The 24277-nt window shown below is 71.4% G+C and carries 23 protein-coding genes; 19 read left to right on the top strand and 4 right to left on the bottom strand.

Features of this window, described 5'->3' with window-relative positions; translation table 11 throughout:
- Nucleotides 1-14: 14 nt before the first annotated feature.
- Nucleotides 15-1472: a form I ribulose bisphosphate carboxylase large subunit gene (locus SM757_RS16910; RefSeq protein ID WP_307189664.1), complete on the bottom strand. Its 1458-nt coding sequence runs from the start codon at nt 1470-1472 to the stop codon at nt 15-17.
- A 148-nt stretch (nt 1473-1620) separates the two neighbouring features.
- Between SM757_RS16910 and SM757_RS16905 the strand changes: the two genes are divergently transcribed.
- The 7 genes from SM757_RS16905 (at nt 1621) to SM757_RS16875 (ending at nt 8239) form a co-directional block, all read left to right on the top strand.
- Nucleotides 1621-2565, top strand: a complete 945-nt coding sequence (locus SM757_RS16905; protein WP_066331280.1) for a LysR substrate-binding domain-containing protein — start codon at nt 1621-1623, stop codon at nt 2563-2565.
- 192 nt (nt 2566-2757) lie between these two features.
- Nucleotides 2758-4548 (top strand): PQQ-dependent ethylene glycol dehydrogenase XoxF, encoded by a 1791-nt coding sequence (gene xoxF / locus SM757_RS16900; protein WP_066331282.1) that lies wholly within the window; start codon nt 2758-2760, stop codon nt 4546-4548.
- Nucleotides 4549-4731: 183 nt separating this feature from the next.
- Nucleotides 4732-5133: a c-type cytochrome gene (locus SM757_RS16895; protein ID WP_066331285.1), complete on the top strand. Its 402-nt coding sequence runs from the start codon at nt 4732-4734 to the stop codon at nt 5131-5133.
- Entirely contained in the window at nt 5133-6032 is a 900-nt protein-coding gene (locus tag SM757_RS16890) for a quinoprotein dehydrogenase-associated putative ABC transporter substrate-binding protein (RefSeq protein ID WP_066331287.1), read from the top strand. The genes SM757_RS16895 and SM757_RS16890 overlap by 1 nt, the downstream gene beginning before the upstream one ends.
- Before the next feature lie 7 nt (nt 6033-6039).
- Nucleotides 6040-7110, top strand: a complete 1071-nt coding sequence (locus SM757_RS16885) for a trypsin-like peptidase domain-containing protein (protein WP_322466389.1) — start codon at nt 6040-6042, stop codon at nt 7108-7110.
- A complete protein-coding gene (locus tag SM757_RS16880) occupies nt 7107-7847 on the top strand; it encodes a hypothetical protein (protein ID WP_322466388.1) in 741 nt (246 codons plus the stop codon). The genes SM757_RS16885 and SM757_RS16880 overlap by 4 nt, the downstream gene beginning before the upstream one ends.
- Nucleotides 7844-8239, top strand: coding sequence for a hypothetical protein (locus SM757_RS16875; protein WP_174548600.1), 396 nt, complete (start codon nt 7844-7846; stop codon nt 8237-8239). The genes SM757_RS16880 and SM757_RS16875 overlap by 4 nt, the downstream gene beginning before the upstream one ends.
- Nucleotides 8240-8310: 71 nt before the next feature.
- Here SM757_RS16875 and SM757_RS16870 read toward each other — a convergent pair whose 3' ends face one another.
- Together SM757_RS16870 and SM757_RS16865 are read right to left on the bottom strand one after the other, a co-directional pair.
- A complete protein-coding gene (locus SM757_RS16870) occupies nt 8311-8871 on the bottom strand; it encodes a DUF3280 domain-containing protein (RefSeq protein ID WP_322466387.1) in 561 nt (186 codons plus the stop codon).
- Nucleotides 8872-8889: 18 nt separating this feature from the next.
- The gene (locus SM757_RS16865) at nt 8890-11082 is read right to left on the bottom strand and encodes a sigma-54-dependent Fis family transcriptional regulator (protein WP_322466386.1); all 2193 of its coding nucleotides are present in this window, start codon (nt 11080-11082) and stop codon (nt 8890-8892) included.
- A 214-nt stretch (nt 11083-11296) separates the two neighbouring features.
- Here SM757_RS16865 and SM757_RS16860 point away from each other — a divergent pair, with 214 nt between their 5' ends.
- The 7 genes from SM757_RS16860 to fae are packed head-to-tail and all read left to right on the top strand — an operon-like array spanning nt 11297 to nt 17820.
- A complete protein-coding gene (locus SM757_RS16860) occupies nt 11297-12376 on the top strand; it encodes a beta-ribofuranosylaminobenzene 5'-phosphate synthase family protein (RefSeq protein ID WP_322466385.1) in 1080 nt (359 codons plus the stop codon).
- A 33-nt stretch (nt 12377-12409) separates the two neighbouring features.
- The gene (locus tag SM757_RS16855; protein WP_066331301.1) at nt 12410-13312 is read left to right on the top strand and encodes an NAD(P)-dependent methylenetetrahydromethanopterin dehydrogenase; all 903 of its coding nucleotides are present in this window, start codon (nt 12410-12412) and stop codon (nt 13310-13312) included.
- Entirely contained in the window at nt 13272-14444 is a 1173-nt protein-coding gene (locus tag SM757_RS16850; protein ID WP_322466384.1) for an ATP-grasp domain-containing protein, read from the top strand. The genes SM757_RS16855 and SM757_RS16850 overlap by 41 nt, the downstream gene beginning before the upstream one ends.
- Nucleotides 14428-15417, top strand: a complete 990-nt coding sequence (mch, locus tag SM757_RS16845; protein ID WP_066331305.1) for a methenyltetrahydromethanopterin cyclohydrolase — start codon at nt 14428-14430, stop codon at nt 15415-15417. Before SM757_RS16850 ends, mch begins: the two co-directional genes overlap by 17 nt.
- Nucleotides 15417-16361: an ATP-grasp domain-containing protein gene (locus SM757_RS16840; protein WP_322466383.1), complete on the top strand. Its 945-nt coding sequence runs from the start codon at nt 15417-15419 to the stop codon at nt 16359-16361. Before mch ends, SM757_RS16840 begins: the two co-directional genes overlap by 1 nt.
- A 7-nt stretch (nt 16362-16368) precedes the next feature.
- A complete protein-coding gene (locus SM757_RS16835) occupies nt 16369-17250 on the top strand; it encodes a triphosphoribosyl-dephospho-CoA synthase (protein ID WP_322466382.1) in 882 nt (293 codons plus the stop codon).
- Between the two features lie 57 nt (nt 17251-17307).
- Complete coding sequence (gene fae, locus SM757_RS16830; protein WP_066331325.1) at nt 17308-17820, top strand: formaldehyde-activating enzyme; 513 nt, start codon at nt 17308-17310, stop codon at nt 17818-17820.
- A gap of 298 nt (nt 17821-18118) precedes the next feature.
- On the opposite strand, the gene SM757_RS16825 is transcribed toward fae, so the two are convergent.
- Complete coding sequence (locus SM757_RS16825) at nt 18119-18607, bottom strand: dihydroneopterin aldolase (RefSeq protein WP_322466381.1); 489 nt, start codon at nt 18605-18607, stop codon at nt 18119-18121.
- A 282-nt stretch (nt 18608-18889) separates the two neighbouring features.
- On the opposite strand from SM757_RS16825, the gene SM757_RS16820 reads away from it, so the two are divergent.
- The 5 genes from SM757_RS16820 to SM757_RS16800 are packed head-to-tail and all read left to right on the top strand — an operon-like array spanning nt 18890 to nt 24245.
- Complete coding sequence (locus tag SM757_RS16820; RefSeq protein WP_322466380.1) at nt 18890-20926, top strand: sigma-54-dependent Fis family transcriptional regulator; 2037 nt, start codon at nt 18890-18892, stop codon at nt 20924-20926.
- Nucleotides 20859-21500 carry a flavoprotein gene (locus SM757_RS16815; protein ID WP_322466379.1) on the top strand — a complete coding sequence of 214 codons (642 nt, stop codon included), beginning with the start codon at nt 20859-20861 and terminating at the stop codon, nt 21498-21500. The genes SM757_RS16820 and SM757_RS16815 overlap by 68 nt, the downstream gene beginning before the upstream one ends.
- Entirely contained in the window at nt 21479-22900 is a 1422-nt protein-coding gene (locus tag SM757_RS16810) for a DUF6513 domain-containing protein (RefSeq protein WP_322466378.1), read from the top strand. Before SM757_RS16815 ends, SM757_RS16810 begins: the two co-directional genes overlap by 22 nt.
- A complete protein-coding gene (locus SM757_RS16805) occupies nt 22897-23469 on the top strand; it encodes a DUF447 domain-containing protein (protein ID WP_322466377.1) in 573 nt (190 codons plus the stop codon). Before SM757_RS16810 ends, SM757_RS16805 begins: the two co-directional genes overlap by 4 nt.
- A complete protein-coding gene (locus tag SM757_RS16800; protein ID WP_238455664.1) occupies nt 23466-24245 on the top strand; it encodes a (5-formylfuran-3-yl)methyl phosphate synthase in 780 nt (259 codons plus the stop codon). Before SM757_RS16805 ends, SM757_RS16800 begins: the two co-directional genes overlap by 4 nt.
- Nucleotides 24246-24277 lie beyond the last annotated feature (32 nt).

Raw genomic sequence — 24277 nt, 5'->3', positions numbered from 1 at the left:
CGGTTGCGATCGGGTCAGGCCACCGAGGGGGTGGGGACGAAGTCCGAGGTGTCGGTGGGCGTGTAGTTGAAGCTGATATCGCCCCAGGTATCGAGCGCGGCCTGCAGCGGCGTGCACCACTTGGCGGCAGCGCGCAGGATGTCCGGGCCTTCTTCCTTGATGTTGCGGCCCTCGTTGCGCGCCAGCACCATGGCTTCCAGCGCGACGCGGTTGGCCGTGGCGCCGGCCTGGATGCCCTGCGGGTGGCCTATCGTGCCGCCGCCGAACTGCAGCACCACGTCGTCGCCGAAGAGGTCGATGAGCTGGTGCATCTGCCCGGCGTGGATGCCGCCGGAGGCCACGGGCATGACCTTGCGCAGCGCGCCCCAGTCCTGCTCGAAGAAGATGCCGCGCGGCAGGTCCGGCACGGTGTGCGTGTCCCGGCACACGTTGTAATAGCCCTGTACCGTCAGCGGGTCACCTTCGAGCTTGCCCACCGCCGTGCCGGCGTGGATGTGGTCCACGCCCGCCATGCGCATCCACTTGGCAATGACGCGGAAAGAGACGCCGTGGCTCTTCTGCCGCGTGTAGGTGCCGTGGCCCGCGCGGTGCAGGTGCAGGATCATGTCGTGCTGCCGGCACCAGTGGCTCAAGGACTGGATGGCCGTGTAGCCCACCACCAGGTCCACCATCACGATGACCGAGCCCAGCTCCTTGGCGAACTCGGCGCGGCGGTACATCTCCTCCATCGTCCCGGCCGTGACGTTGAGGTAGCTGCCCTTGACCTCGCCCGTGGCGGCGCTGGCCTTGTTGACGGCGTCCATCACGAACAGGAAGCGGTCGCGCCAGTGCATGAAGGGCTGCGAGTTGATGTTCTCGTCGTCCTTCATGAAGTCCAGGCCGCCCTTGAGCCCTTCGTAGACCACGCGGCCGTAGTTGCGCCCGGACAGGCCCAGCTTGGGTTTGGTGGTCGCCCCCAGCAGCGGGCGGCCGTACTTGTCCAGCCGCTCGCGCTCCACGATCACGCCGGTGGGCGGGCCGCTGAAGGTCTTCACGTAGGCCACGGGGAACTTCATGTCCTCCAGCCGCGCCGCCTTCAGCGGCTTGAAGCTGAAGACGTTGCCGATGATGGACGCCGCCACGTTGGTGATGGAGCCTTCCTCGAACAGGCTCAGGTCGTAGGCCACCCAGCAGAAATACTGGCCCGGCTGGCCCGGCACGGGCTCCACGCGGTAGCACTTGGCGCGGTACATGTCGCAGGCGGTGAGGCGGTCGGTCCAGACCACGGTCCAGGTGGCGGTGGACGACTCGCCGGCCACGGCCGCGCCGGCCTCCACCGGATCCACGCCCTCCTGCGGCGTGATGCGGAACAGCGCCAGGATGTCCGTCTCCTTGGGCTCGTAGTCCGGGTTCCAGTAGCCCATCTGCGCGTACTTGAGCACGCCGGCCGCGTAGCGCTTGGTGGCGTCCACGATCTGCTTGAGTTCGTTCATCTCGCCCATGGACCTTGCTCCTTCGTAGTACTTGGCTGGTTGTCCGACACCGGTTTGCATCGGCATGGGCTGGACTCTAGGGAGGGCTTGGAATCAGGAAAAGTTAATTGTTTTTAAGTTGATATCAGCTTTGGCTAATATCAGGCGCATGTCAGCGCTGCGCCATGCCACCTTCAAGCAACTTGCCGCCTTGCACGCCGTGGCGCGCCTGGGCAGTGTTTCGGCCGCCGCGGCGGAGCTGCACCTGACGCAGCCGGCGGTGTCCATACAGATCGCCGCGCTGGAAGAGGCCGCCGGCGCGCCGCTGCTGCAGCGCACCGGGCGCGGCATACGGCTGACCGAGGCCGGCACGCTGCTGGCGGGCTACGCGGGGCGCATCCTGGAGCTCTGGCGCGAGGCCGGCGACGAGATGGCCGCGCAGCACGGAGACTTTTCGGGAACGCTGCGGGTGGGTGCTGTCACAACCGCCGAGTACCTGCTGCCGCCGCTGCTGGTGGCTTTCGCCAACGCCCACCCGCGCGTCAAGGTGAAGCTGCAGGTGGGCAACCGCGACCAGATCGTGCGCATGCTCGCCGGCCAGGAGGTGGACTTGGTCATCATGGGACGCCCCCCGGCCGAGCTGAAGACGGTGTCCGCGGCATTTGCGCGACACCCCATGGCCTTCCTTGCTGCGCCGCAGCATGCGCTGATGCGTGAAACCGGTCTCAAATTGGCGCACTTGCTCGATGCCGATCTTCTGGTGCGAGAACGCGGCTCAGGCACGCGCGCCACGGTGGAAACGCTGTTCCGCGAGGCCGGCCTGCCGCTGCGCCTGGGCTCGGAAATGTCCAGCAACGAGGCCATCAAGCAGATGTGCGCCGCGGGCCTGGGCGTGGCCTTCCTGTCGCTGCACACCTGCGTGCTGGAGATGCAGGCCGGGCTGCTGGCGCTGCTGCCCCTGCCGGGCAACCCCATCGAGCGCGATTGGCACGTCATGCACCTGGCCGCGCGCCAGCTGCCGCAGGTGGCCGCGGCCTTCGAACGCTTCCTCTGCGAGCAGGGGCAGGCGCTGGTGCGCGCGCAGCTCGAACGCCTGCCGCACCCGGTGCTGTAACGCGCTGACGCGCGGCCCGCGCGCCACTGTTCAATTTTGGCTGGACCCGCAGGGTCTGCACCTAGTGGTGGCGCCACGGGCGGCTCACTACAAAGCGCTCCTGGGAGCCCGTCATGGACGCCACGGTGGTCCCACTGACATATCACCAGGAGACGAGAAATGACCTTGAGACTGAAGCCTTCGATCGCGTTGATGGCACACACCTTCGGCGGCTTGCTGCTCGCCGTACCCGCCGTGGCGCTGGCCAACGCCGACGTGGAGAAGAACATCGCCAACCCCAAGAACTGGGCGATGCAGGCGGGCGACATGTACAACCAGCGCTACAGCCAGCTCAAGCAGATCAACACCGGCAACGTCGGCAAGATGCAGGTGGCCTGGACCTTCTCCACCGGCGTGCTGCGCGGCCACGAGGGCTCGCCGCTGGTGATCGACGGCACCATGTACCTGCACTCGCCCTTCCCCAACAAGGTCTTCGCCATCGACCTGGAGACGCAGAAGATCAAGTGGAAGTACGAGCCCAAGCAGGACACGGCCGTGGTCGCGCAGATGTGCTGCGACACCGTCAACCGCGGCCTGGCCTACGCCGAGGGCAAGGTATTCCTGCAGCAGGCCGACTCCACGCTGGTGGCGCTCAACGCGGCCGACGGCAAGGTGGTGTGGAGCGTGAAGAACGGCGACCCCAAGCTCGGCGCCGTCAACACCAACGCCCCGCACGTGTTCAAGGACAAGGTCATCACCGGCATCTCCGGCGGCGAATGGGGCGTGCGCGGCTTCCTGGCGGCCTACGACATCAACACCGGGCGCCAAGTCTGGAAGGCCTACAGCGTCGGCCCCGACGCCGAGATGCTGATGGACCCCGACAAGACCATGACCTGGGCCGACGGTGGCTTGAAGCCCGTGGGCAAGGACTCCTCCCTCAAGACCTGGCAGGGCGACCAGTGGAAGACCGGCGGCGGCACCACCTGGGGTTGGTACAGCTACGACAAGGGCACCAACCTGATGTACTACGGCACCGGCAACCCCTCCACCTGGAACCCCGCGCAGCGCCCGGGCGACAACAAGTGGTCCATGACCATCTTCGCGCGTGACGTGGACACGGGCGTGGCCAAGTGGGCCTACCAGATGACGCCCTACGACGAGTGGGACTTCGACGGCATCAACGAGATGATCCTGGCCGACATCCCGGTCAAGGGCAAGCAGACCAAAGCGCTGGTGCACTTCGACCGCAACGGCTTCGCCTACACCATGGACCGCGTCTCCGGCGCGCTGCTGGTGGCCGAGAAGTACGACCCCAAGGTGAACTGGGCCACGCACGTGGACATGCGCACGGGCCGCCCGCAGGTGGTCAAGCAGTTCTCCACCGCGCAGAACGGGCCTGACGTCAACACCAAGGGCATCTGCCCCGCCGCGCTGGGCACCAAGGACCAGCAGCCCGCCTCCTTCGACCCCAACACCAAGCTCTTCTACGTGCCCACCAACCACGTGTGCATGGACTACGAGCCCTTCAAGGTCGAGTACACCGCCGGCCAGCCCTACGTGGGCGCCACGCTGTCCATGTACCCCGCCCCGGGCAGCCACGGCGGCATGGGCAACTACATCGCCTGGGACGCCGGCACGGGCAAGATCGTCCAGACCAAAGCCGAGAAGTTCTCGGTGTGGAGCGGCGCGCTCAACACGGCCGGCGGCCTGAGCTGCTTCGGCACGCTGGAGGGCTACCTCAAGTGCGTGGACGCCAAGGACATCAACAAGGAGCTGTTCAAGTTCAAGACGCCCTCCGGGATCATCGGCAACGTGTTCACCTACGAGCACAAGGGCAAGCAGTACATGGGCGTCTTCTCCGGCATCGGTGGCTGGGCCGGTATCGGCATGGCCGCGGGCCTGGAGAAGGACAACGACGGCTTGGGCGCCGTGGGCGGCTACCGCGAGCTCAACCAGTACACCGAGCTGGGCGGCTCGCTGACGGTGTTCGCCCTGCCCAACTGAGCCTGAGCCCGCGTTGATCCGGCCGGCCCGCGGGGGCCGGCCCACAGAGGGGCTCGAACCCCTCGCAGCTCAGCGCCTGCTTCAACCGCTGGACGACGGCGGCGGCGCGCCCCATCAGCCCCTGTGGGCGCGCCCGTTGCCCGCGTCTTCCTCAATCACGACGATCGTTGGAGACACCGCTTCATGAAGTACCGCCGCGCCACCCTGGCCGTCCTGTCCTGCATCGCCTTGTTCGGCGCCGCCGCCTACAGCAGCGCCCAAGGCAACCAGCTCTACACCGTGGTTGACGGCAACAAGGTCGATCCGCAAACCATGAAGGGCTTTCGCACCTGGCGCGCCGCCGCCTGCGACCGCTGCCACGGCCCCAACCAGGAGGGCATGGTCGGCCCCTCGCTGATCGAAAGCCTCAAACGGCTGAGCAAGGACGAGTTCGTCACCACCGTCACCAAGGGCCGCCTTGAGAAGGGCATGCCCTCCTTCGGCGAGAACAAGACCGTGGTCGACAACATCGACCAGCTCTACGCCTACCTCAAGGGCCGTTCGGACGGGGCCATCACCTCGGCCAAGGTCCAGGAGATGCCGTGATGCGCGCCGCCGCCATCCCGCGCCCGGGCCGGCGCGGACCTGTCGCGGCGCTGCTCCTGGGTGCGCTGGCCCTGCTGGCCGCGCTGCCCGCCTCGGCCCAGGACGAGCAGCCGCCGCGCAAGGCCCTCAAGGTTTGCCAGGACCCGCACAACCTGCCCTTCTCCAGCGCCCAGGGCAACGGCATAGAAAACCGCATCGCCGAGCTGTTCGCCCAGGACCTGGGCCTGCCGCTGCAGTACTACGACTTCCCCAACCGCCTGGCCTTCATACGCAACACGCTGCGCTACAAGCTCCCCGGCGAGGACTGGCGCTGCGACGTGGTGCTGGGCGTGCCGGAAGGCTTCGACCAGGTCTCCGTCACCAAGCCCTACTACCGCTCCACCTACGCGCTGGTGTTCCCGCAAGGCAAGGGCCTGGACAACGTGCGCTCGGCCGAGGACTTCCTCAAGCTCGACCCGGCCGTGCTGGCGAAGCTGCGCATCGGCGTGCACGACCGCTCGCCCGCGGGCAAGTGGCTGGCGCAGCACCAGCTGGTGGACCGCGCCGTGGTCTATCCCATGATGACGCCCGAGACCGACCGCGACCCCGGCCAGCCCGTGGAGGCGGATTTGGCCGCGGGCAAGATCGACGCCGCCATCCTCTGGGGCCCCATGGCCGGCTTCGCGGCCAAGCGCCAGCCGCAGGCCAGGCTGGCGGTGGTGCCGCTGGCCTCCGAGCCGGGCGTGCGCTTCGACTACGCCATGGCCATGGGCGTGCGCTACGGCGAGCCGCAATGGAAGACCCAGATCGAAAGCCTGATCGAGCGCCGCCGTCCGGAGATCAACGCCATCCTGCGCGACTTCGGCGTGCCCTTGCTGGAGACCGCCGGCGCTTCCGGCCGTGCGGCGTCCAGGGATTGAGGTGGACGTGGCGCGCGCGCCCTCGCCGCGGCACCGCAGCCTCATGGGCTCGGCCTTGCTGGCGGCCTGCCTGCTGAGCACCAGCAGCGCCCACGCGGAGCTGGACCGCCGCTCCCTCATCCTCCTGGGCCGCAGCGTGCTGCGCGTGGAAGCCGAGGGCGAAGGCGGGCGGCTGCAGCTCGGCTCCGGCGTGGTCATCGGCAAGGAGCGCGTGGTGACCAACTGCCACGTCACGCGCAACGCCAGCAGCATCTCGGTGGTGCAGGCCGGCTCGCGCTGGACGGTGCAGGCGCAGTCCATGGACGCCGAGCGCGACCTGTGCATCCTGCAGGTGCCCGGGCTGCCCAGCACGCCCGTGGCGCTGGGCCGCGCCGCCTCGCTGCGCGAGGGCCAGGAGCTGGCCGCCCTGGGCTACACCGGCGGGCCGGCGCTGCAGATCAGCGGCGGCAGCGTCGTGGCCCTGCACCACCTCAATGGCCAGCTCCTCATCCAGTGCAGCAACGGCTTCACGTCCGGCGCCAGCGGCGGGGGCCTCTTCGACCGCGACGGGCGGCTGGTGGGCATCCTCACCTTCCGCCTGCCCGGCGGGCGCACCCACTACTACGCCGTGCCGGCCGAATGGCTGCTGGACACGCTGGAGCAGCGCCTGCGCTTTGCCGAGGTGCGTCCGCACGGCGGCCTGGGTTTCTGGGAGCGGCCCATGGCGGCGCAGCCGCTGTTCCTGCAGGCCGCCTCGCTGGAGCGCGCCGGCCAGTGGCAGGCGCTGCTGCAGCTGGCCGAGCGCTGGATGCGCGAGGACGCCGCCGACCCCGAGCCGCTGTACCTGCGCGCCCTGGCCCAGGAGCGCCTGGGCCGCGACGCCGCCGCCGTGCAGAGCTGGCGCCGCAGCCTGGACGTGGACCCCGGCTACAGCCGCAGTTGGGCGGGCCTGGCCCAGCTCTACCACCGCACCGGCCAGGCCGCGCAGGCGCAGCAGGCCATAGAAACGCTCACCGCGCTCAATCCCGGCCTCGCGCTGGAAGTGTCGGACCGGCTGCGCGCCGATCCGGCCGAACCACAGGATTCCTCACACCCATGATCCTCCGCCACCTCATCCGGCCCCCGGCCGCCGCGGCCGCCGCGCTGGTTGCCGCGCTGCTGGGGGCCGTCGCCACGGTCCCCGCCGCTGCCGCCGAGGAGGAGCCGCGTGTTGCCGGCAGCGGCGCCATCTCCGCCGCCGAGCAGCAGATCTTCATGGCGCCGCACCTGCAGGGCCTCAAGCCCGGCACCGTGCTGCGCTACGCCTTCGTCCATGCCGGCTCGCTGGAAGGCGGCTACGGCGGCCCCGTGGAGCTGCGCCTGTCGGCGGGCCCCGGCGGGCGCTGCTGCAACGTCAGCGCGCCCGCCTTTCCCGAGGCGCAAGGCGCGCGCGAGCTGCCCGCGGTGGAGGGCGCCACCTCCAACCCCGTGATCCTGTATTTCCTGGAGCACGATCTGCGCGAGATGCAGCGCCTCACCCGCGGCCAGGTGAACCACTTCCGCCGCCGCATCCGCGTGGCCCTGGCCGAGGACGCGCGCAGCGACGACACCCGCGTGCGCTGGCAAGGCCGGGAAATGGCCGCCCGGCGGGTGCTCATCAGCCCCTACCTCGACGACCCCATGCGCAACCGCTTCGAGCAGTACGCCGCCAAGCGCTACGAGTTCGTCCTGGCCGACGTGCCCGGCGGCGTGGTGCAGTTGCGCACCGTGCTGGCCGGCGAGCGCCCCGACGCCGCCCCGCTGCTCGAAGAAACCCTCACCCTGGAAGGCGCCGAGCTGGGCGCCGCTAAGCCATGACCTTGCACCTGCCCGCCTGCCTGCCTGCCCGTGCCCTGCTGCGCCGTGCGCTGGTGCCGGCGCTGCTGGCCGCCGCCTCGCCCTGGGCCGCGGCTTTCGATTACCCCACTGCCGCGCGCGTGGAGTACGTGCAGAGCTGCATGAGGGAGCATCCCGGCACCTACTACGAGATGCTCAACAAGTGCTCGTGCGCGCTGGACCACCTGGCCGAGAAGATCCCCTACGACGACTTCGTGTCCATGAGCACCGCCACCAACGCCAACAGCATTGCCGGCGAGCGCGGCAACGCCATACGCGACAGCGAGCCGCTGCAAAAGCAGATCCGCGAGTTCCGCAAGCTGCAGTCCACGGCCCGCGAGGGCTGCTTCATCCCGCCCACGGCAGCGAGGTAAGGCGGGCAGGCTCACGCCCAGTGAAATGGGCGCCGGCCCATGGCTGACCGGCACATTGAGGCTTCAACGCCTCACATCCCGTACTTCGGATTGCCCTGCCGCTTCTGCGCCATGTCGTTGACCAGGAAACGCACGGCGCGCTCCCAGGACTGGTCGTTGTTGCCGCGCATGTCCACCGATTTGGACAGCACCACGCGGCCGCGGCGCACGTCGTGCACCTCGATGTTGAGGTTCAGGATCAGCTCGCTGACCTTCTGCACCCAGCCCGTGATGGCGTAGTCGGTGTCGAGCTGGCGGCCGATCTGGCGCGCGCAGTCCTCGCAGCGGTGCATGTACTCCTGCTCGTTGCGCAGCTTGTCCAGCAGCGCCTGCGCGTTCTCCAGCGGGACGATGCGGTACAGCCCCTGCGCCTGCAGTTCCTGCTGCAGCTGCACGTGCGCCCGCCGCAGCCGCGCCCCGAGCTGGGCCTGGTTGTCGCCCGCGGTGTTGGGGTGATCGTCCAGCAGGTCGAAGTCCAGCACCACCGCGCTGGGCACGCTCGCCTGGCTCCACGCCGGCCGCGCGGCCGCGGCACCGGCCAGAGACCACGCCAGCAGCCGGCGGCGGGACAGTTTGCTTGGCGTTCGGTACATCTCGTGGACCGGGCGGCGTCAGCGCCGGCGCAGCTTGCGGTAGATGGTGTTGCGGCTGATGCCCAGCCGCTTGGACGCCAGCGAGATGTTGCCGTCGAGCTCCTGCACCACGCGCAGGATGGTCTGCATCTCCAGCTCCTCCAGCGTGGCGCCGGCATCCGCTGCTTCGCCTGAAGGCGGCAAGGCCGCCGCCGGCGCCTCGGCCGAAGCGGGTGCGGCCGGCGTGCCTGCGCCGCCGCGCCGCCGTCCCATCGAGCGCTGCACGTCCTCCAGAAAATCGTCGGGCAAGTGCGCGCGCGTGATCGTGGGCTCGTCGCCGGCCATGGCCGCCGCGGCGCGCAGCACGTTGACGAGCTGGCGCACGTTGCCCGGCCAGTGGTAGGCCTGCAGCAGTTGCGCCACGTCGGCGTCCAGCGTGGGCGCGCGCAGCGGGCAGCGGCTGCGCAGGATCCGCGCCGCCAGCGCCATCAGGTCGCTGCGCTCGCGCAGCGGCGGCAGCCGCACCGACAGCCCGTTGAGCCGGTAATACAAGTCCTCGCGGAAGGCCTGCCGCTCCACCAGCTCGCGCAGGTCGCTGTGCGTGGCGCTGACCACGGCCACGTCGGCCGGCACGGGGCGCGTGCCGCCCAAGGGCATGACCTCGCCCTCCTGCAGCACGCGCAGCAGCCGCGCCTGCAGCCCCGCGGGCATGTCGCCCACCTCGTCCAGGAACAGCGTGCCGCCATGCGCCTGCAGGATGCGCCCCACCGCGCCGCCGCGCCGCCCGCCGCTCAGCGCGCCTTCCTCGTAGCCGAACAGCTCGGCTTCGATCAGCGACTCCGGGATGCTGGCGCAGTTCACCGCCACGAAGGGCTGGCGCGCACGCGCGGACTCCTGGTGCAGCGCGCGCGCCAGCACCTCCTTGCCGCTGCCCGTCTCGCCCAGGATGAGCACGGCAATGTCGCGGTCCATCACGCGGCGCAGCTTGGCCACCACGCTGTCGAGCTGCGCGTCGCCGGTCTGCAGCCACGACAGGTCGCTGGGCAGCTCGCCCTCGGCCGCCGGGCGGGCGCGCGGCGCCGTGCCGGACAGCAGCACCGCAGGTGACGCGGGCGCTCGCACCGGCAGCGGTGCGGCCTCGCGCAGGCAGGCCAGCACCTCGCCGCCCAGTGCCGCCACGCCTGCGGCCATGTCCGCCGCGATGGCCAGGCCCGCCTCGCCCGCCGCCTCGACCGGCTGCGCCGCCGCGTCGCCGTCGTCCGGCTGGAGGCGGGTGCCCTGGCGCACCAGCGGCCAGTTCATCTGCAGCCGCGCATGCAACTGCAGCCCGTTGGACAGGTTGAGCGCGAAGGGGCCGGCCGCGGCGCTGCGCGCCTGGTCCACCAGTTGCGCCAGGCCCAGGCCGAACAGCGACTCCAGGCTGTTCATGCGCAGCCCCGCCGGGCTCAGCCCAAGCAGGTCCAGCGCGCTGCGGTTGGCGCCCAGCAGCCGGCCATCCTCGCCCACGGCCAGGATGCCGCCCATGAGCGTGTCTATGAACTCCACGCGGCTGTGAAAGTGCAGCCGCAGCGCATGCTGGCAGTCGTCGGTGAGCCAGTGGTTCTCGATCATGCGCGCCGACATCTTCACCAAGCCCAGCGTGTGCGCGTGGTAAGAGCGGTGGTCGCCCGTCACGTCCAGCACGCCCAGCAGGTTGCCGCGCGGGTCGAAGATGGGCGCGGCCGAGCAGGTGAGGAAATCGTTGGCGTACATGAAGTGCTCGTCGGCATGGACGAACACCGGCTCCTCCGTCACCAGCGCCGTGCCCATGCCGTTGGTGCCCTTGCTGGCCTCGGCCCAATTGACGCCCGGCGCCAGCGCCACCTTGGCCGTGCGCTCCAGCAAGTCGGCATGGCCCACCGAGTGCAGCACCGTGCCCTGCGTGTCGGCCAGCACCACCATGCTCTTGCTGACGATGATCTGCTCCAGCAGCAGCTCCATCACCGGCGCGGCATGGACGAACAGCCGCCGGTTGCGCTCGTGCGCCTGCGCCAGGTCCGCGCGCGGCAGCGGCGTGTAGTCGCCATGGCCTATGCGCGTGAGGCCCAACGCCGCGCAGCGTTCGTGCGACTTGCGTATCGCCTCGACGTGGGCCGGGTCGGTGGGCAGCAGCACGCTCGTGGCCGAGTGCCCAAAGCCAAGCTCGCGCTTGCGGCCGGCTGTGGAGCCATCGGAAGGACGGGTCGTGAGCATGAACTTCCTTTCACTCCGCCTGCGGGCGGTCGTCTCCTCTGGGTTTTCTTACAGCCGCGCGCAGCATACCCGCGCGGCGCGCCGTGACACTGTGTACTGAATCCAGGGCAGCAGAAGGGTTGCCGGGCATCTCGGCTTGCAACAAGCACGCCATGCCAAGCCGTGGAACAAGCCTTGCAGATAGGCAAGCCCCTGCCAGCGTCAATCCATGGCCATGAGCTTTGTTCCTGCCGTACCCATTGCGCCTTCGGTCCCGTCCTCGATTCCGCCCACGAGCCCGGCCGCCGTCCAATTCCGCGACCGCGTGCGCGTGAGCACGCCGGGCCGGCTGCACCTGGGCTTCCTGGACCCGGGCGCTTCCCTGGGCCGGCGCTTCGGCAGCCTGGGCCTGGTGGTGGACGGGCCGCACACCGCGCTGGAGCTGGCCTTCGCCGGCCGCCCGCACATCGAAGCCGCCCCGGGGCTGGATGCGGCCGAGGTGGAGCGGGCCGCCGCCCACCTCGCGGCCCTGCAGGCGCACACCGGCCTGTCGCGTCCGCTGCACCTGCGCCTGCTGGAGCTGCTGCCTCCCCATGCCGGCCTGGGGTCCGGCACCCAGCTCGCCCTGGCGGTGGGCATGGCCTTCACGCGGCTGCAGGGCTTGCCGCTGGACGCGGCCCAGGTGGCGGCCCTGTTGGGCCGCGGCCTGCGCTCCGGCGTGGGCATCGCCGGCTTCGAGCGCGGCGGGCTGCTGCTGGATGGCGGCCCGCAGGCCGACGGCCGCCCGGCACGCGTCACCTCGCACCTGGACTTTCCTCAGCACTGGCGCGTGCTGCTGGTGCTGGACCCGTCGCGCCGCGGGCTCTCCGGCGCCCAGGAGCGCCAGGCCCTGGCGCAACTGCCGCCCTTCCCGCGCGAGTACGCGGCCGAGCTGTGCCACCGCGTGCTCATGCAAATCCTGCCCGGCGCCGCGGGGGCCGATTTCCCCACCTTCGCCGAAGGCCTCAACCGCATGCAGGCGCTCCTGGGCGGCTACTTCGCGCCCGCGCAGGGCGGCCTGTCCTACACCAGCCCCGCGGTGGACGCCTTCATGCGCTGGGCCGGCCGCCACGGCGACACCGCCGTGGGCCAGAGCTCCTGGGGGCCGACCGCCTTTGCCGTGCTGCCCTCGCAGGAGGCCGCCGATGCCCTGCTGCGCGCCGCCCACGCGGCCGGCGCCGTGGCGCCGGGGCTGCGGCTGCTCACCGTGCAGGGCCGCAACCGCGGCGCCGACATCCAGTTCCTGGCGGCCGCACCGGCCGCCGCCTGCGCCTGACGGCGCACCACCTCCCGCAGCAAGCCACGCCACATGGACCGTCCCTACATCCTGCACATGCTCACGCCCGGACCGTGGATGAGCCCCTTCGACGTCAACATGGCCGCCGACGCCGGCTACCAGGTCATCGTCCCCTACTGCGGCGTGGACGTGGCCGCCACGCCCAACCTCACGCAGGACGCCATCTTTTCCCGCGGGCCGAAGGGCGTGTCGCGCACCGGCCTCTTCATCGGCGGGCGCGACGTGACCCAGGCCGTGGACATGCTCGACGCCGCCCGCAAGGCCATGGTCCCGCCCTTCGTGGTGTCCGTCATGGCCGACCCCAGCGGCGCCTTCACCACCGCCGCGGCCATGCTGGCCTGCGTGCGCGGGCAGCTTCGCAAGGCGCACGGCACGGACCTCGACGGCCGCCGCGTGCTGGTGCTGGGCGGCACGGGCCCGGTGGGCCGCATCGTCGCGGTGCTGGCCGCGCGCGCCGGCGCGCAGGTGCGCATCGCCAGCCACAAGGGCCAGCAGGTGGCAAACGAGACGGCCCGCGCCGTGAGCGAGCGCTTCGGCGCCGCCGTGGCCGGCGCCTCCAGCGCCGACGCCGCCGCGCTGCGCGAGGCCCTGGCCGACACCGACGTGGTGCTGGCCACCGCCGCCGCCGGCGTGCAGGTGCTCTCGGCCGAAGATCTCGCGGCGGCGGGCCAGAAGCTGCTGGTGGCCGCCGACGTGAATGCCGTGCCCCCCGAGGGCATCGCCGGCGTGGGCGTGATGGACGACGGCAAGCCCGTGGCGGGCACCCAGGCCGTGGGCATAGGGGCCCTGGCCGTGGGCAATGTGAAATACCAGGTGCAGCACCAGTTGCTGCAGCGCATGCGCAATGCCGAGAAGCCGCTGGCGCTGAGCTTCGATGACGCCTTCGCCCTGGCCTGCGAGCTGCGTGCCGGCTGAAGGCCCGGCGGGGCGGCCGCTGCTGCTGGCCGCGGGGGTGTCCGTGCGCCAGCTCGCGCAGGCCGCCGCCCGCGAGGGCTTCAGCCTTGTCGCCCTGGACGCCTTCGGCGACGCCGACACCCGCGCCGCGGCCTGCCGCTGGCAGCGCTGGCGCGACTTCGACGCCGCCACGCTGCTGGCCGCGCTGGACGAGGCCGCCCGCGCCGGCGCCTGCGGCTGGATCGCCGCCAGCGGCTTCGAAGCCCACCCGGACCTGCTGGAGGCTGCCGCGCAGCGCCTGCCGCTGCTGGGCACGCCGCCCGCGGCCTGGCGACGCCTGCGCGACCCGCGCCGCTTCTTCCCGCTGCTCGATGCGCTGGGCCTGCCGCACCCGCCCACGCGCTGGGGCGAGGCCCCCACGGACCTCCAGGGCTGGCTGCTCAAGGACGGCGGCGCCTGCGGCGGCCGGCACGTGCAGCCCGCCCGCGGCGCCGCGGCCACCCGGCGGGCCTTGCCGTACTGGCAACGCCGGATGGCCGGCACCCCCATGGCCGCCGCCTTCGTCGCCGACGGCCGCCGCGCGCGGCTGCTGGGCGTGCACGAGCAGCTCGTGGGCCTGGCCCAAGCGCCGTTTGCCTGGCGGGGGGCCGTGGGACCGCTGACCATGCCGCCCAAGGTCTCGACGCACATTGACACGGCCTTGCAACAACTCGTCCCCGCCTGCGGCCTGCGCGGCCTGGGCAGCCTGGACTTCCTGCTGGGCGCCGACGGCACCATCGCGCTGCTGGAGGTGAACCCTCGGCCCGGCGGCACGCTGCAGCTCTACGCGGCGCAGTCGCCGCTTGGGCTGCACCTGCGCGCCTGCAGTGGTGTGCCGTGGGCGGTACAGCCTGTGCCACAAGTGGTCTGCGGCGTGGAGACCGTGTTCGCGCCGCGCACGCTGCACCTGGGCCCGCACGCCCTGCGCCGCCTGGCGCGCCGGCCCTGGGTGCACGACCGGCCGGGCCAGGCCTGCTCTCTTCAAGCGATGGAGCCGCTGTGCTCCCTCAACGCCCAAGGCGCCACGGCCGCCGAGGTGCGCGCCCAACTGCAGCGGCGCCACGCCGAGCTGCTCGAACTTCTGGAGGCTGAATCCCATGAGCACATGGAATGATCCCTTGAGCGTCAACCGCCTGGCGCAGCCGCTGCTGCAGCGCCTGCTGGACGACGCTTCCCAACTGCGCGTGAGCGTGCAGCGCGACGAGTTCGGCGTGCAAATCGTCGATGCCGGCCTGGAGGCCCCCGGCAGCGTGGAGGCGGGCCTGGCCATCGCCCGCATCTGCTTGGGCGGCCTGGGCGACGTGCACCTGCGCTCATCCACCGAGGACGGCTGGCCGACCTGGGTGGAAGTGCACAGCGCCCAACCCGTGCTGGCCTGCCTGGCCAGCCAGTACGCTGGCTGGAGCCTCTCCGCCACCAAGGAGGAGACCGGCGGAAAGAAATTCTTCTCGCTGGGCTCCGGCCCCGCGCGCGCCCTGGCCGGCCGCGAGACGCTGTTCGAGGAGCTGGGCTACCGCGACCGCGCCGACACCGGCTGCCTGGTGATGGAGGTGGACCGCCTGCCCCCGCCCGTGGTGGTGGAAAAGGTGCTGCGCGACTGCGCGCTGCCGCCGCAGGGCCTGACCCTCATCGTCACGCCCACGGCCAGCCTGGCCGGCACCACGCAGGTCGTGGCCCGCGTGCTGGAAGTGGCCCTGCACAAGGCCCACGAGCTGGGCTTCAACTTGCAGGACATCGTCAGCGGCAGCGCCTGCGCACCGCTGCCGGCGCCGGGCGCCGACGGGCTGCAGGCCATGGGGCGCACCAACGACGCCATCCTCTACGGCGGGCGCGTGCACCTGGTCGTGAAGGGCGAGCTGGCCGACGCGCAGCGCCTGGCGCAGCAGCTGCCGTCCAAGAACTCGGCCGACCACGGCCGCAGCTTCGCGGACATTTTTAAAGACGCGGGCTACGACTTCTACAAGATAGACGGCGCCCTCTTCGCCCCGGCGGTGGCCTGGGTGACGCATCAACCATCCGGGCGCACCTGGCAGGCCGGCGGCACCAGCATGGCGCTGCTGCGCGGGCTGTGGCTGGAGATGGCGTGATGGCCCATGGCGGCCTGCAGAGCCTGCGCGTCGCGGTGATGAGCGACGAGTCCGGCTGGCACGTGCGCCGCCTGCGCCGCGCGCTGCTCGCGCGTGGCGCGGCGCTGGTGCGCTGCCTGGACCTGGCGCAATGCGGCGTGGCCACCGGCGCCTCGCGCCACGGCCTGGTGCTGCCGGGTTTTGGCAAGGAGCTGCCGGACGCGGTGATCGTGCGCGGCGTGGCCACCGGCAGCTTCGAGCAGGTCACCAAGCGGCTGACCGTGCTGCATGCGCTCACCGCGCTGGGCGTGCCCGTCTACAACGAGGCCCGCGCCATAGAGCGCAGCGTGGACAAGGCCATGACCAGCCTGCTGCTGCGCGCCGCGGGCATTGCCTCGCCGCCGGCCTGGACCACCGAGTGCCCCGCGCAGGCGCAGCGCGTCGTGCTGCGCGAAGCCGCCGCCGGCCACGCGCTGGTGCTCAAGCCGCTGTTCGGCTCGCAGGGCAAGGGGCTGCAGCTCGTGGGCCACGTGGACGGCCGCTTCGTTCCGTTGCCCTCGCTGGACGCCTACGGCGGCCTGGCCTACCTGCAACGGTACGTGCCGCCCGTGTCGGCGCCCGGCTTCGACTGGCGCGTGCTGGTCATCGGCGGCCGCGCCGCCGCCGCCATGCGCCGCGTGAGCAGCCACTGGGTGCACAACGTCGCCCAGGGCGCGCGCTGCGAGGCGGCCGAGCTCACGGCCGACCTCGCACGCCCCGCCGAGCGCGCCGCGCAGGCGCTTGGGCTGGACTACGCGGGCGTGGACCTCATTCCCACGCCGGACGGCCCACAGGTGCTCGAAGTCAACGGCGTGGCCGCCTGGCAGGGGCTGCAGCGCGTGACGCCGTTCGACATCGCGCAGGCCCTGGTGGACGACTTGCTGGACCGCAAGCTCGCGGCGGCGCGGGGGCGGCTCAGTGCCTGAGCCCGCCGTGAGGGCCCACGACGCAGGCGTCGCGGGCCTGGCCCGCGGCCGCGCCGCCTTCCTGGCCGCCTGCCGGCTGGACGTGGAGGTGGAAAAGCCGGGCAACGTCAGCCTCCACTCGCCCGGCCACGGCATGGTGGCCCGCCAGTTCCTGGACAGCGCCGAGGCCGCGCAGGCGGGCCTCTTCACGCCCGGCCTGGGCGTTGGGCCGCGCATCGAAGCCGCCATGCGCGCCACGCTGGCCGTGGCCGGCTGCAACACCAACCTGGGCATCGTGCTGCTGTGCGCGCCCATCGCGGCGGCGCTGGAGCGCTGTCCCCAGGCGCTCCAGGCGCGTGGGCCTCAAGCCCTGCGCGGGGCCGTGCAGGCCGTGCTCGACGCCTTGGACGTGGAGGACGCGGCGTGCGCCTTCCGCGCCATTGCCGCCACCAACCCCGGCGGCCTGGGGCGGTCCGGCGAGCAGGACGTGCGCGAGGCGCCCACCGTCGGCCTGCGGGAGGCCATGGCGCTGGCCGCGCACCGCGACAGCATCGCGCGCCAGTACGCCAGCGGCTATGCCGACCTCTTCGACGTGGGTCTGCCCGCGTTTCGCGCCGGCGCCACGCCGCAGGAGGGCCTGCTGCGTGCCTGGCTGGCCTTTCTCGCGCGCCGGGCCGATTCACACATTGTGCGAAAGCAGGGCGAGGCGGTGGCACAAACTGTCCTGAAGCAGGCGGAAGGGTTCCAGGCCCGCATGGAGGCGTCCGGCCCGGCGGCCTTGGACAAGGCGTTGCGGGAGTGGGACGAATCGCTCAAGTCCCGGGGCATCAACCCCGGCACCACGGCCGATCTGGCCGTGGCCACGGCGATGCTGGCGCTGCTGGCCCCGCGTGGCACGGAACGTGATTGAAAGCCGCAAGCGCCGCAGCCGCGGCGTGGCTCGCGAAACTCATACGGAGACTGACCCATGGCAAAGATCGACCGCATGCTCGTCGGCGAATCACTGGTTGGGGAGGGCAATGAAGTCGCCCACATCGATCTGATCATCGGCCCGCGCGGCAGCCCTGCCGAGACCGCCTTCGCCAACGCCCTGGTGAACAACAAGGAAGGTTTCACGTCGCTGCTGGCCGTGGTGGCGCCCAACCTGATGGCCAAGCCCGCCACCGTGATGTTCAACAAGGTCACCATCAAGGGTGCCAAGCAGGCCGTGCAGATGTTCGGCCCGGCCCAGCGCGGCGTGGCCATGGCCGTGGCCGACAGCGTGGAAGACGGCACCATCCCGGCCGATGAGGCCGACAACCTCTTCATCTGCGTCGGCGTGTTCATCCACTGGCAGGCCGAGGACGACAAGAAGATCCAGGACTACAACTACCAGGCCGTGCGCGAGTCCATCGCCCGCGCCGTGCGCAACGAACCCAGCGCGCAGGACGTGGTGTCCAAGAAGGGCACCGCCATGCACCCGTTCCAGGCCCAGGGCTGATTCCCCTTTCCCGGCCGCCGCCCCCGGACGGCGGCCGGGGGGCCTGCCCTCATAACGACAAGGCCCGCGGCGCTTGCACAAGCGCCGCGGGCTTTTTCAATGCGTGCCGTCAGTCGCGGTGTCCGCTTCCTACCCCGTCATGCCCGCGAAAGCGGGCATCCACGACAGCCGAGGTGTGGCCTTCGAACCGCTTTGCAGCAGGCCACCGTTTCCAGGCTGCCGGATCAGTGCCCGTGGATGCCCGCTTTCGCGGGCATGACGGGTCGGAGTGCGGTGAGCCTCTGCTGCCGGGAAGCCTTCACCCCTTCTGCGGCACCATCCCCTCCCCCATCAGCGACAGCACCCGCGCCGCCGGCCGTGAGCGCGCGGCCAGCGTCGGCGCATCGAAATCTCCCCGCCGCCGCTCGATCACGACGCCCACGGCCGCCAAATCCTCGAACTTGCGCGGCTTGGCCAGCCCGACGCGCACCCAGTGGGCGCCGAACTCGCACACCGTGATGCGCGCGATCTCCTCGGCCAGCGCCTCCAGCAACTGCACCTTGTGCTCGGCAAAGAGCCGGTGCAGCCGCTCGCGCAGCACGGCGTAGTCGATGGTGTCGCCGATGCGGTCGCTGTCGCACGCAGCTGCGCGCGGCAGCCCGGCGGCCAGGTCCACGCGCACGGGCTGCGGGTCGTGCAGCTCGGTGTGGTGGATGCCGATGACCGTCGCAATGGTCAGCCCCTCGATGAACACCAGGTCCAGCGCGGCACCCGTGGTGTCGCTTTGCGGCAGGGAAGACAGGGGCATGAGGGCGGACATCTGAAAAGCCTCCAGGCGGATTGCGGACGGCGCCGGCTCCGCAAGTTGTGCGCCAACGGCCTGTCCGGTGCGAGCGAACGGCGTGCCGGACACGATCGGTGACGCTTTCGGCCAAGAACGCTTCGCCTCCCTGCCGGTGTCACGTTCTGACGCAGTCAGACTCGCGACCGCGGGCAATTCCGGACAGCGCCACCCCCGGGCGTGCGGCCCACAATGCGCCCCGGAGTCACCGCCCTTCCCCCGAGGGCGGCCGCAGTTGGAGTACGACACATGACACAAGGCCTGCTTGCCGCGAGCGCCGCCGAACACGGCCAGCGCGTGCTGGGCGCGGTGCTGGGAGGACTGCGCACCGGGCTGCATGAACAGGTGGCGCAGTCCTGGACGCGTTGCCTCAACGAGTACCGGCTCGATCCGGACAGCGAACCCCATCCGCCCGTGCTCGACGGCCACGCCCTCGCGCTGCGCCGGCGCCGCCTCAGCGACGTCATAGAAGCCGCGCGGCTGGAGATGAGCACGCTCTACCAGCAGCTCGCCGACAACGAGACCGCTGTGGTGCTCACCGACGGCGAGGGCGTGATCCTGCACCTCGTCACCTCGCCGGAGTTCACCGCCGAGCTGGAGCCCGTGGGCTTCACCGTGGGCGCCATCTGGAACGAGGCCTGCGCCGGTACCAACGGCATGGGCACCTGCCTGGCCCTGGCCGAGCCCGTGTCCGTGCGCCGCGAGGACCATTTCTTCACCCGGCTCACCACCCTGACCTGCTCGGCCGTGCCCGTGCACGACCCGGAAGGCCGCATGGTGGCGGTGCTGGACGTCACCAGCCGCTCGGCGCTGCAGCAGCAGCACGTGCTGGTGCTGCTGGGCATGACGGCGCGCATGATCGAGAACCGCCTCATGGAGCAGCGCTTTCGCGACGCCCACCCGCTGCACTTCCACACCCGCCCCGAGCTGGTCCACACGCTGCACGAGGGGCGCCTGGCGCTGGATGCCGAAGGCGTCATACGCGCCGCCAACCGCAGCGCCCTCTTCCAGCTCGGCGTGGAGTCGCCGCAGGCCCTGTGCGGCCGCCGCCTGGAAGAGGTCTTTCAAGCCACGCTGGACGACCTGCTGGAGCGCAGCCGCGCCGCCAGCTTCCATCCCGTGCCGGTCTACCGCGTCAACGGCGCGCACCGCTTCTTTGCCGTGACGCGGCTGCCCGCGGCCGAGGCGCAGCCCGCGCGTGCGGCCACGGCCCAGGCGGCGCTGGCCGCACGCCCTGTGAAGCCGGCCGTGCCGGCGGCGCCTTCAGCGGCCACGGCCGGGCTGTCGGACGCGCAGCTCGTCCAGCAGCTGGCCACCGGCTCCCGCGTGCTGGCCCGCGGCACGCCGCTGCTGCTGCGCGGCGAAACCGGCGCCGGCAAGGAAGTGTTTGCGCGCGCCCTGCACGAGCGCAGCCCGCGCGCCACCGGCGCCTTCGTGGCCGTGAACTGCGCCAGCATCCCCGAGAGCCTCATCGAGTCCGAGCTGTTCGGCTACCGCGCCGGTGCCTTCACCGGCGCGCAGCGCACCGGGCGGCGCGGAAAGATCCTGCAGGCCGACGGCGGCACGCTGTTCCTGGACGAAATCGGCGACATGCCGCTGGAGCTGCAGGCGCGGCTGCTGCGCGTGCTCGACGAGCGCCGCGTCACGCCGCTGGGCACCGAGGACACCCACCCCGTCGATTTCCAGCTCGTCAGCGCCAGCCACCGCAACCTGCTGGAGCTGGTCGCCCAGGGGCGCTTCCGCGAAGACCTGTACTACCGCCTCGCCGGCATCGAGCTGCAGATTCCCGCGCTGCGCGAGCGCACCGACCGGCGCGAGCTCATACAGCGCATCCTGCAGGAGGAAAACGGCGCCCCGCTGGCGCTGCGCCCCGAGGCCGAGCAACTGCTCATGACCCACCGCTGGCCCGGCAACGTGCGCCAGCTCCGCCACGTGCTGCGCGCCGCCGTGGCTCTGGCCGACGGTGCGTCCGTGGGCCTGGAGCACCTGCCCTCGCTGCGCGCGTCGCTGCCCGCGCCGGGCGCGGCGGCGCCCGCCTTCTCGCCCCAGGCCGCCGCCGCGCCGGTCGCGCCCGTGTCCGTGCTGGCCGCGGGCATGGTTCCTGCGGAAACGCCCCCGCCCGCGGGGCTCAACCTGATCCAGTCGCACGAGCGGCAAGTGCTGCTGCAACTGCTGGAGCAGCACCGCTGGAACGTCAGCAACGTCGCAAAGGCGCTGGATGTCAGTCGAAACACCCTCTACCGCAAGCTCCACAAACTGCAGATCGCCGTCTCCCAGCGCGCCTGAGGGCGGCCAGGCCGCGCCCCGCTCGCGCTTCGCCTTTGCCGTCACGGGCTCCGGCCACTACCTCGAAGAGTCCATGGCCCTGGCCGCGCGGCTGCCGGCCGTGGACCTTTTCCTCTCCGCCGCCGCCGAGGAGGTGCTGCCCCAGTACGGCTTCACGCTGGACGCGCTCAAGGACCGCTTCAAGGTCTTTCGCGACAAGAGCGCCAGCTCGGTGCCCGTGGGCATGCTGTATTCGGACGTCTACCACACGGTGATCGTGGCACCGGCCACGAGCAACACGGTGGCCAAGTGCGCGCTGGGCCTCTCCGACACGCTGCCCACCAACATGTTCGCGCAGGCCGGCAAGCTGGGCATCCCGGGCATCGTCTTCGCCTGCGACACCGAGCCCACCGTCATCACCAAGGCGCCGCGCGAGTGGGTCACGCTGCACCCGCGCCGCATCGAGCTGGAAAACGTGGAGCGGCTGCGCGCCATCGACCACTGCCGCGTGGTGTGCTCGCCCGCCGAGCTCGAAGCCGCACTGTCACGCCGCCTGCAGGAGTTGTCCCTCGCATGGAACACATCGTCTTCCTGACGGGACGCCTGGCCCAGCCGTCGCTGGAGCGCGTGCTGGCCGGCATGGAGCCGCCCTTCACCTGGGAAGTGCGCGAGATCGGCCTGCAGGTCGCTGGCCTCATGACCGCCGACATGGTGCGCCGCCGCGTCGCGGCACCCGTCCTCACCCAGGCCGAAGGCGAGGAGTCCCGCCGCGCCGACCGCCTGCTGCTGCCCGGCCGCTGCCGCGGCGACGTCGCGGCGCTGCAGGCGCACTACGGCATCCCCGTGCAGCGCGGCCCCGAGGAGCTCAAGGACTTGCCCGCCTTCTTCAACCGGCAAAGCAAGCCCGTGGACCTCTCCAGCTACCGCGTGGCCATCTTTGCGGAGATCGTGGACGCGCCGCGGCTGGACGTGGCCGGCATCGTCGAGCGCGCCCGCGGCTACGCGGCCGACGGCGCCGACGTCATCGACCTCGGCGGCCTGCCCGCCACGCCCTTTCCGCACCTGGAAGACAGCATCCGCGCCCTGAAGGCCGAGGGGCTGAAGGTCAGCTTCGACTCGCTGGATGCGGCCGAGCTGCTGCGCGGCGGCCGTGCCGGCGCCGACTACCTGCTCAGCCTCAACATCGACACGCTGTGGATTGCCGACGAGGTGCCCAGCACGCCGGTGCTCATCCCGAAAACGCCGCAGGACGAAGAGTCCCTGGCCCAGGCCATAGAGGCGATGCAGCGCAAGGGCCGCAAGTTCCTGGCCGACGCCATCCTCGATCCGCTGCCCTTCGGCTTCACCCGCTCCGTGTGCCGCTACCAGCGGCTGCGCGACCGGTTCCCCGACGTCGACATCCTCGTTGGCGTGGGCAACGTCACCGAGCTGACCGAGGCCGACACCAGCGGCATGAACGCGCTGCTGCTGGGCATGTGCGAGGAGCTGCAGGCCAGCGCGATATTGACCACCCAGGTCAGCGCCCACGCCCGCCGCGCCGTGCGCGAGGCCGACGTGGCCCGCCGCCTCATGCACGCCGCCCACGGCAGCCAGAGCCTGGCCAAGGGCTTTACCGATGAGTTGCTCACGGTGCACGCCAAAAGGCCCTATCCGGACACGCCGCAGGAGATCGCGCAGAACGCGGCCGGCGTGCGCGACCCCAACTTCCGCGTGCAGGTCGCCGCCGACGGGCTGCACGTCTACAACCGCGACGGCCACCGCCTGGCGCAGGACGCCTTCGCGCTGTGGCCGCAGCTCCACCTGGACAACGACGCCGCGCACGCCTTCTACATGGGCGTGGAGCTGGCCCGCGCCGAGATCGCATGGCGGCTGGGCAAGCGCTACGTGCAGGACCAGCCGCTGGACTGGGGTTGCGCCGTGGAGCGCCCACGGGGGGCCCTGGACGCCTGGTGCGCCCCCGGCCCAACGCTGCGCAAGAAGGACGACCCCGCATGAACGACCAGATTTTCGAAACCGTGGTGAGCACGGTGTCGCCTGCCGGTAAACCCCACCTCGCCCCTCTGGGCGTGCGTTACCGCGGCGACGAGGTGGTGCTCATGCCCTTCAAGCCGTCCACGACGCTGGACAACATCCTGGCCACCGGCCACGCCGTGCTCAACGTGGTGGTGGACACGCGCGTGTTCGCCGGCTGCGTCACCGGGCGGCGCGACTGGCCGCTGCGGCCCGCCGGGCGCATCCCGGGCCTGCGGCTGGAGGCGGCGCTGTCGCACCTGGAGCTGCGCCTGCTGGCGCCGCAGGACGATCCGCAGCGCCCCGTGCTGCGCATGGCGCGCGTGCACGCCGAGCGTCATGGCGAATTCGCCGGCTTCAACCGGGCCCAGGCCGCCGTGGTGGAAGGCGCCGTGCTGGTGAGCCGGCTGCACCTGCTGCCGCGCGAAAAGATAGAGAGCGAGATGCGCTACCTGCAGATCGCCATAGACAAGACCGCCGGTCCCGCCGAGCACGAGGCCTGGCAGTGGCTGTGCGAGGCCGTGGCCCGCCACCAGGCACGGGAGGCGGCGTGACGGCGCGGCTGGAGCCGGGGCCGGTGCAGTCGGCCAACCCGCGGGCGGCTGAACCGGCCGCCACGGCCTTCGAGCGGCTGCGCGGCGGTGGCGCGGGCCGCTTACGCATGCTCGCCAGCGTGCGCGACCTGCACGAGGCGCGGCTGGTGGCCGAGGCCGGCGTGGACGTCATAGACCTCAAGGAGCCTGCGGCCGGCGCGCTGGGGGCCGTGCCGCTGCACGTGGTGCACGAGGTCGTGGTGGCGCTGCGCGCGGCCGGCCATGCGCAGCCCGTGACCGCCACCGTCGGCGACTGGCCCGTGCACGCGCGTGACGCCGTGCTGGAGCGCGTGCGCGCCACCGCCGCCTGCGGCGTGGACGTGGTCAAGGTCGGCGTGGAGCGCGCCGACGGCGCCGCCGCGCTGCTGGCCGCGCTGGCCGGCGCGCCTGCGCCCGTGGTGCCCGTGTTCTTCGCCGACCAGGGCCTGGACGAGGCGCTGCTGGCCTTGGCGTGCTGGCTGCCCTTCCCCGGCGTGATGCTGGACACGGCCGGCAAGGCCGACGGCAGCCTGCTGGAGTGCCTGGACGCGCCTTCGGTGCGCCACTTCATCACCCGCGTGCAAGGCGCGGGCAAGCTCGCGGGCATCGCGGGCTCCCTGCGCGCCTCCCAGGCCGCGCTGCTGCGCGAGCTGGCGCCGGACCTGGCCGGCTTCCGCGGCGCGCTGTGCGAAGGGGGCCGCGCCGCCGGCCTGTCGCCGCAGCGTCTGCAAGCGCTGGCAACAGAAATAAATAATTGAGTCACCGAGATAAGTTGTGTCGGCTTGGTGGC

This window comes from Azohydromonas lata, assembly GCF_034427735.1.
GTDB classification, from domain to species: domain Bacteria; phylum Pseudomonadota; class Gammaproteobacteria; order Burkholderiales; family Burkholderiaceae_C; genus Azohydromonas; species Azohydromonas lata.
The sequence above is the reverse complement of the archived record's forward strand: the minus strand, read 5'-3'. Positions and strand labels throughout refer to the sequence as shown.

Coding starts and splice junctions, on each gene's coding strand:
- SM757_RS16910 (WP_307189664.1), bottom strand. CDS start 1,472: ATGAACGAACTCAAGCAGATCGTGGACGCCACCAAGCGCTACGCGGCC.
- SM757_RS16905 (WP_066331280.1), top strand. CDS start 1,621: ATGTCAGCGCTGCGCCATGCCACCTTCAAGCAACTTGCCGCCTTGCAC.
- xoxF (WP_066331282.1), top strand. CDS start 2,758: ATGGCACACACCTTCGGCGGCTTGCTGCTCGCCGTACCCGCCGTGGCG.
- SM757_RS16895 (WP_066331285.1), top strand. CDS start 4,732: ATGAAGTACCGCCGCGCCACCCTGGCCGTCCTGTCCTGCATCGCCTTG.
- SM757_RS16890 (WP_066331287.1), top strand. CDS start 5,133: ATGCGCGCCGCCGCCATCCCGCGCCCGGGCCGGCGCGGACCTGTCGCG.
- SM757_RS16880 (WP_322466388.1), top strand. CDS start 7,107: ATGATCCTCCGCCACCTCATCCGGCCCCCGGCCGCCGCGGCCGCCGCG.
- SM757_RS16875 (WP_174548600.1), top strand. CDS start 7,844: ATGACCTTGCACCTGCCCGCCTGCCTGCCTGCCCGTGCCCTGCTGCGC.
- SM757_RS16870 (WP_322466387.1), bottom strand. CDS start 8,871: ATGTACCGAACGCCAAGCAAACTGTCCCGCCGCCGGCTGCTGGCGTGG.
- SM757_RS16865 (WP_322466386.1), bottom strand. CDS start 11,082: ATGCTCACGACCCGTCCTTCCGATGGCTCCACAGCCGGCCGCAAGCGC.
- SM757_RS16860 (WP_322466385.1), top strand. CDS start 11,297: ATGAGCTTTGTTCCTGCCGTACCCATTGCGCCTTCGGTCCCGTCCTCG.
- SM757_RS16855 (WP_066331301.1), top strand. CDS start 12,410: ATGGACCGTCCCTACATCCTGCACATGCTCACGCCCGGACCGTGGATG.
- SM757_RS16850 (WP_322466384.1), top strand. CDS start 13,272: ATGACGCCTTCGCCCTGGCCTGCGAGCTGCGTGCCGGCTGAAGGCCCG.
- mch (WP_066331305.1), top strand. CDS start 14,428: ATGAGCACATGGAATGATCCCTTGAGCGTCAACCGCCTGGCGCAGCCG.
- SM757_RS16840 (WP_322466383.1), top strand. CDS start 15,417: ATGGCCCATGGCGGCCTGCAGAGCCTGCGCGTCGCGGTGATGAGCGAC.
- fae (WP_066331325.1), top strand. CDS start 17,308: ATGGCAAAGATCGACCGCATGCTCGTCGGCGAATCACTGGTTGGGGAG.
- SM757_RS16825 (WP_322466381.1), bottom strand. CDS start 18,607: ATGCCCCTGTCTTCCCTGCCGCAAAGCGACACCACGGGTGCCGCGCTG.
- SM757_RS16820 (WP_322466380.1), top strand. CDS start 18,890: ATGACACAAGGCCTGCTTGCCGCGAGCGCCGCCGAACACGGCCAGCGC.
- SM757_RS16815 (WP_322466379.1), top strand. CDS start 20,859: ATGTCAGTCGAAACACCCTCTACCGCAAGCTCCACAAACTGCAGATCG.
- SM757_RS16810 (WP_322466378.1), top strand. CDS start 21,479: ATGGAACACATCGTCTTCCTGACGGGACGCCTGGCCCAGCCGTCGCTG.
- SM757_RS16805 (WP_322466377.1), top strand. CDS start 22,897: ATGAACGACCAGATTTTCGAAACCGTGGTGAGCACGGTGTCGCCTGCC.